The organism is Comamonas sp. (assembly GCF_036666375.1).
Lineage (GTDB): Bacteria > Pseudomonadota > Gammaproteobacteria > Burkholderiales > Burkholderiaceae_C > Comamonas.
On record NZ_JAVWWA010000179.1, the window covers coordinates 1 to 5,666 of the forward strand.

General features: G+C 67.9%; 5 protein-coding genes and 1 riboswitch. Of the genes, 1 reads left to right on the forward strand and 4 read right to left on the reverse strand.

Features of this window, described 5'->3' with window-relative positions; genetic code table 11:
* The 4 genes from RR928_RS23995 to RR928_RS24010 all read right to left on the reverse strand — a co-directional run.
* A partial coding sequence (locus RR928_RS23995) for an adenosylhomocysteinase (protein WP_332684562.1) occupies window positions 1-755 on the reverse strand: 755 nt, incomplete at its 3' end.
* A gap of 63 nt (window positions 756-818) precedes the next feature.
* Window positions 819-931, reverse strand: a riboswitch (S-adenosyl-L-homocysteine riboswitch).
* 78 nt (window positions 932-1,009) lie between these two features.
* Entirely contained in the window at window positions 1,010-2,251 is a 1,242-nt protein-coding gene (locus tag RR928_RS24000) for an MFS transporter (protein ID WP_332533851.1), read from the reverse strand.
* Window positions 2,252-2,322: 71 nt separating this feature from the next.
* Entirely contained in the window at window positions 2,323-3,648 is a 1,326-nt protein-coding gene (locus RR928_RS24005) for a cytochrome P450 (RefSeq protein WP_332533850.1), read from the reverse strand.
* Entirely contained in the window at window positions 3,645-5,180 is a 1,536-nt protein-coding gene (locus RR928_RS24010) for a hypothetical protein (RefSeq protein WP_332533849.1), read from the reverse strand. The genes RR928_RS24005 and RR928_RS24010 overlap by 4 nt, the downstream gene beginning before the upstream one ends.
* A gap of 331 nt (window positions 5,181-5,511) precedes the next feature.
* Here RR928_RS24010 and RR928_RS24015 point away from each other — a divergent pair.
* The coding region (locus tag RR928_RS24015; protein ID WP_332684566.1) for a GTP-binding protein at window positions 5,512-5,666 on the forward strand (155 nt) is incomplete at its 3' end.

The window sequence follows — 5,666 nt, forward strand, 5'->3', positions numbered from 1 at the left end:
GTGGCGCGCTTGATGCCGTCGACCAGCGATTCGCGGCAGCCGTACAGGTTGTCGAACTTGCTCTTGGTCACCGAGTCGTTGACGTTGATCGCGCGGAACAGCAGCGTGCCCTTGGCCGACATTTCGTTGAGGCGGTGCACGCCGGTGGTGGTTTCCTCGGTCACGCCTATGATCTGCGCCGACTTGCGCGTGTACCAGGTGGCGTCCACGGCCAGCTTGGCCTTGATCGCGGCGAACATGATGACTTCCTCTTCGCTGCCGGGGTTGGCCAGCACGGACAGGTCCTTCTCGGCCTTCTGGCCCAGATGCATCAGCATGGTGGCATCGCCGCCATCGTCCAGAATCATGTTCGGGCCTTCGCCTTCGCTGCCCTTGGGGCCGAAGTCGAAGATGCGGTGGGTGTAGTCCCAGTAATCGGCCAGCGACTCGCCCTTGATCGCGAACACCGGCGTGCCGCCGTCGGCAATGGCCGCGGCTGCATGGTCCTGCGTAGAGAAGATGTTGCACGATGCCCAGCGCACCTGCGCGCCCAGGGCCTGCAGCGTCTCGATCAGCACGGCCGTCTGGATGGTCATGTGCAGCGAACCGGTGATGCGCGCGCCCTTGAGGGGCTGGGCGGCGGCGAATTCTTCGCGGATTGCCATCAGACCGGGCATTTCGGTCTCGGCGATGCGGATTTCCTTGTGGCCCCAGTTGGCCAGGGAAATGTCGGCGATGGCCGAATCAAGGGTGTTCAGAGGGATAGCTGCGTTCATGGTTTTCTCCGTTACGGATGGCAAAACCACGCTCTGGGGGGAAGACACTCACCGCACAGACGACGTGGGCGAGCGTCGTTGCTAACGCCGGACCGAAGGTCACAGGCGGGTTCCGAGCCTCACGCTCCGCCGGGCACCGGATGGTGCGGGGGTGCGCTGCAACGCTCCTCGGAAAGCACGCATTGTACTAAAAAGCGGGCGGCATGCTGGCCGCCGGCGCTTGTCCCGGGCTTGTCGAACGATGAACGGCCTGCCTAATGAGGCCCAGCGGGCCTTGCCGTGGGCGCCAGGTGCCGCACGCGCAGCGCCAGCAACAGCACCGCCGCCAGCAGCACCAGCATGCTCGCCACCAGCCCGGGCCAGCCCGTGTTCTGCAGGAACCAGCCGCCGGCCGCGCCCAGCAGGCTGGAGCCCAGGTAATAGCCCAGCAGGTACAGCGACGACGCATGGCCCTTGGCCTGCGTGGCGAGCCGGCCCACCCAGCCGCTGGCCACCGAGTGCGCGGTGAAGAAGCCCATGGTCAGCAGCGCGATTCCCAGCACGATGGCGCTCAGCTGCGTCATCAAGGTCAGCAGCACGCCCAGCGCCATCAGCGCCACGCCACCGAGCAGCACGGGCGCGCGGCCGAAACGGTCGGCGAGTGCGCCGGCCACGGGCGAAGCCACCACGCCGAACAGGTAGGCGTAGAACACATGGCTGATCTGCAGCGGGCTCAGCGCATGGGGCGCGCCGGCGAGCAGAAAGCCGACATAGTTGTAGATGCTGACGAACACGCCCATCAGGCCGAAGCCGATCAGGAACAGCCACAGCAGGCCGGGCTGGGCCAGATGCCGGCCCCAGGCCTGCAGATGGTAGGCCGCGCCCAGGCCCGTTTTGCGCACGAAATTGCGCGATGGCGGCAGCAGCAGATAGAAGCCTATGGCCGCGCACAGGTTGACCAGGCTCAGCGCGGCCAGCGCCATGTGCCAGTCGACGTACTCGGTCATCACGCCCATGGCCACGCGCCCGAGCATTCCGCCCAGCGCCGAACCGCCGACATACAGGCCCATCGCAAAGCCCAGGCCACGGGGCTCCATCTCTTCGGAAAGATAGGCCATGGCCACGGCCGGCACGCCGCCGAGCAGAAAGCCTTCGAGCGCGCGCGCCGCAAGAAGCGTCTCCCAGGTCGGGGCGAGGCTGGCCGCGAGATTGCACAGCGCCGCGAGCAGCATGGAGACAAACATCAACCCGCGCCGCCCCAGGCCTTCGGACAGCGCGCCGGCGAGCACGATGGACACCGCGAGGCAGCCCGTGGTCAGCGACAGCGACAGCGCGCTGGCCGCGGGCGTGACGCCGAAGTGGGCGACAAAGGCCGGCAGCAGCGGCTGCACGCAGTACAGCAGCGAAAAGGTCGCAAAACCCGCGAGAAACAGCGCCACGCTGATGCGGCGATAGGCCGGCGAGCCGCGCACGACCCAGGAAGCTTGCGGCGCGGCGCCGCTTGTTGGGGAAGACATGAACAGAGCAGGAGGAAGACAGACCTGCTGATTGTGCGGCGCAACACTACTTCGCGCAGCGCGCAGACCATTCACGCCCGCCGCCGCTGCACCACCATGGGAATGCCGCCGCGCGGCCCCAGGCTCAGCGCGCGGCGCGCGTGCGCCACCGGCTGTGTGCCGAGCAGGCGCAGACTGTGGCGGCGCAGGATGGTTGCGACCACGACCTTGAGTTCATACATGGCGAACGCCGCGCCCAGGCAGCGGCGCGCACCGCCGCCGAAAGGAATGTATTCGAACGGCGAGTACTTGCGCTCCAGGAAGCGCTCGGGCCGAAAGCGCCCGGGCTCGGGATAGAGCTCGGGCCGGGAATGCAGCAGCGCGCTCGAGGCGCGCAGCACCTCGCCCGCGGGAATCGTATAGCCCAGCAGCTCGAACGGTGCGCGCGCGACGCGCGCCGGATCGACCACCGGCGGATAAAGGCGCAGGCATTCCTTGCAGACCACTTCGAGGTAAGGCAGGGCCGCGAGCGCTTCGGGCGCGGGCGCGGGCCCCAGGTCGGCGATTTCCTGGGCGACGCGCGCGCCCACCGCGGGCTCGCACGCAAGCCAATAGAAGATCCAGGCGAGCACCGTGGCCGTCGCCTCATGGCCCGCAAAGAGCAATCCGCGCAGCTGATCGAGGATTTGCGCATCGTCCATGGCCGCGCCGTCGTCGTAGCGCGCGGCCAGCATGCGGCCCAGCAGATCGGCACCGAGCGCTGCCGACGCGCGGCGTTCGCGCATCTGCTCGCGCAGCAGCGCACTCAATGCGTCGACCGCGCGCTGGTTCCTGGCCCAGGGGCCATGGCCGCCCAGAACGCGGCGCGCGGACGGGAAGAGAAAGAGGATCACATGCAGCGACTCGATGAGCTCGAGCACCGCCGCCCGCGTGCGCGTGATGCGCGCCGCGTCCTGCATGCCGAAGACCACCCTGATCATGATGTCGAGCGTGATGCGCTGGGTCACGTCGAGCATGCGAAACGGCTGGCCCACGTCGACCTGGGCCATCTTTTCTTCGGCCACTGCGGCCATGGTTTCGCCGTCCGCGCGCAGCGCGGGCCCGGTGAACGCCGGCGCCAGGATATTGCGGTCCTGCCGGTGGCGGTCGCCGGAGATCACCACCACCGAGGTCGCGCCGAACACCGGCTCGATGAAGCCCCCGCCCCACACATCGAAGCAGTCGGGGCTGGCCGTGTAGATCGCGCGCAGCGCCTCGGGGTTGCCGGTGAAAGTGACGGGGCGCGAAAAGTAGGACACGCGAAACGGATCGCCATATCTTGCGGCCAGGCGCGCGAGCACCGGCGCCGGCGGCGTGAGCCCGGCCTGGAAGAAATTCAGCGGTCGCAGCCAGCGCGGGCCCGGCGGCAGCGCGTTCATGCCGGGCCCATGGCCGCGGCGCGGCGGTCTATGCCCAAGCGGTCCTGCGCGGCCACGGCCAGCGACAGGCTCAGCTGCGCATCGACGGCATCGAACACGGTGTGGACCATGGCGATCGCGATCTGCGCCTGCTCGGCGCTCAGCGGCTCGCTCTTGAACGGATAGCTTCGCCCGGGGTCGACCTGGCCTTCGGCATGGGCGAGGTAATGCCGGTCGGCAAGGTAGTCGAGCCGCAGGCCGCAGTCGCGCTCGACGGCAAGCGCGAGTTCGCGGGTGTTCGCAAAGAAGGCCTCGCCGCTGGCTTCGAGCGCCTCGAGCAGCCAGAACCGCAGCGGCGTCGATTCATGCGCAAGCGCAAGCTTGGTGAATCTGGCGATGTTGCCACGGTGCAGGTCGGTGCCGGAATCGAGAAAGAGAAACTCCAGGGTATCGCTGGCGCTCCAGCCCAGGGCGTCGTCCATGCCCAGGGCATCCCAGTCATTGAGGAACAGTTCGCTGTGGGTCTCCAGCGCCTGCACCCAGCGGTTGAATGCCACTTCGTCGGCCTGCTGCGGCGTCTTGAAGCGCAGCGCGTAGCGGTTCAGGTCGCGATAGCCCATGATGTCCATCACCCACATCGGAACGAAGCGCTGCAGGCGGCGCAGCGGCGGCAGCGGGCCGCTGGCCTGCAGCCAGGCGTAGAAGGGATGGCGCGCCGTGGCCGCCTTGCGGCTCTCGAGCACGCGTTGCACCTCGGCATGGCGTCCCGCGATCGACTGCGCCTGGGGCGGCTGCGCCTGGGGCCTGGGCCGCATGGGCGGCAGGCGGCCGGGCGTGCGCTGCGGCACCACGCCGCGGCCGACGTAGCTGCGCGCATAGTCGTCGAAGCAGTCGTGCATGCCGAAGAAGATGTCGAACATCGCGTTGGCCAGCGCCAGCCCCTTCTCGCGCCGCTGCGGGTCCAGTTCCTGGCGGTCGAACACGCCTTCGGACGCGATCACATGCCCCTGCTCGCGCTGCAGGTGGTAGTCGCCGAAATAGCGGTAGTCGACGGCGGTCTGGCGCCGCAACTCGACCGCCAGCGGACTCACGGCGCTGAAGAAGGCGTTGCCGCAGGCCTCGCCGGCCTCCGAATGGGCGAAGCGCAGCAGCGGATCGCCGCGATCGGCCACGGTCATCCGGGCGAAGTCGAACGCATAGCCGCGAAACGGCTCGGTCTCGGGCGCGAGGAACAGCCACCAGAGCGCGTCGGACGCGCGCCAGCCGAGCTTGTCGTCGAGATGCAGCTTGCGCCAGTCCTCGATGAACAGACGCGAGTGGGTCTCGTCCTCGTCGGTATTGCCGTTGATGACCTGCTCGAACGCGTTGGCAGCGCCTTCGAAGCGTATGAACCAGAGGTTCATGTCGCGGAAGTTCATGACGAAGTTCGCCATGATCGGCGCGATGTCGAGCTTGATCTCCAGAGGGACCTGCGCGTCGCGTATCCACGCGAAGAATGAATGGGCCGCCAGGCGTTCCTTTCGGGCGGCAGCCAGCGCTAATATGTTCTTCATCGGACAGGCTCCTCGTCGGTTGGGGCGCGCGCATCGCTCTGGCCTTATGGTCATCGAAGTCAAAACCCCGCCATGCCAGCGAATCCAGACAGCGCCCTGTCGTCAAAACCAGCGCCCGCGCCGTCATCATCGAGGCCCTCTGCGTCGGACGCCAACCGGACTGCGGCAGCGCCGCCGCGCCCCGTTTATTCCCACCGCTCCCCATAGACGCGCCGCGCTCGCTAAAATCCTGGTCTTCTTCGGGTCCCGTCGCCAGGCGCTGCATCAGCGCCGCGCGCACCCGTCCGCCTTACTGCAGCCGGCCTCACCGCCAGCGACCACCCACCCGTACATGTCCTACGCTTCTGAGACCCGGCGCCGCCGCACGTTCGCCATCATTTCCCACCCGGACGCGGGCAAGACCACGCTGACCGAAAAGCTGCTGCTGTTCTCGGGCGCGATCCAGATCGCGGGCGCCGTCAAGGGCCGCAAGGCCAGCCGCCATGC

Coding starts and splice junctions, on each gene's coding strand:
- RR928_RS24000 (WP_332533851.1), bottom strand. CDS start 2,251: ATGTCTTCCCCAACAAGCGGCGCCGCGCCGCAAGCTTCCTGGGTCGTG.
- RR928_RS24005 (WP_332533850.1), bottom strand. CDS start 3,648: ATGAACGCGCTGCCGCCGGGCCCGCGCTGGCTGCGACCGCTGAATTTC.
- RR928_RS24010 (WP_332533849.1), bottom strand. CDS start 5,180: ATGAAGAACATATTAGCGCTGGCTGCCGCCCGAAAGGAACGCCTGGCG.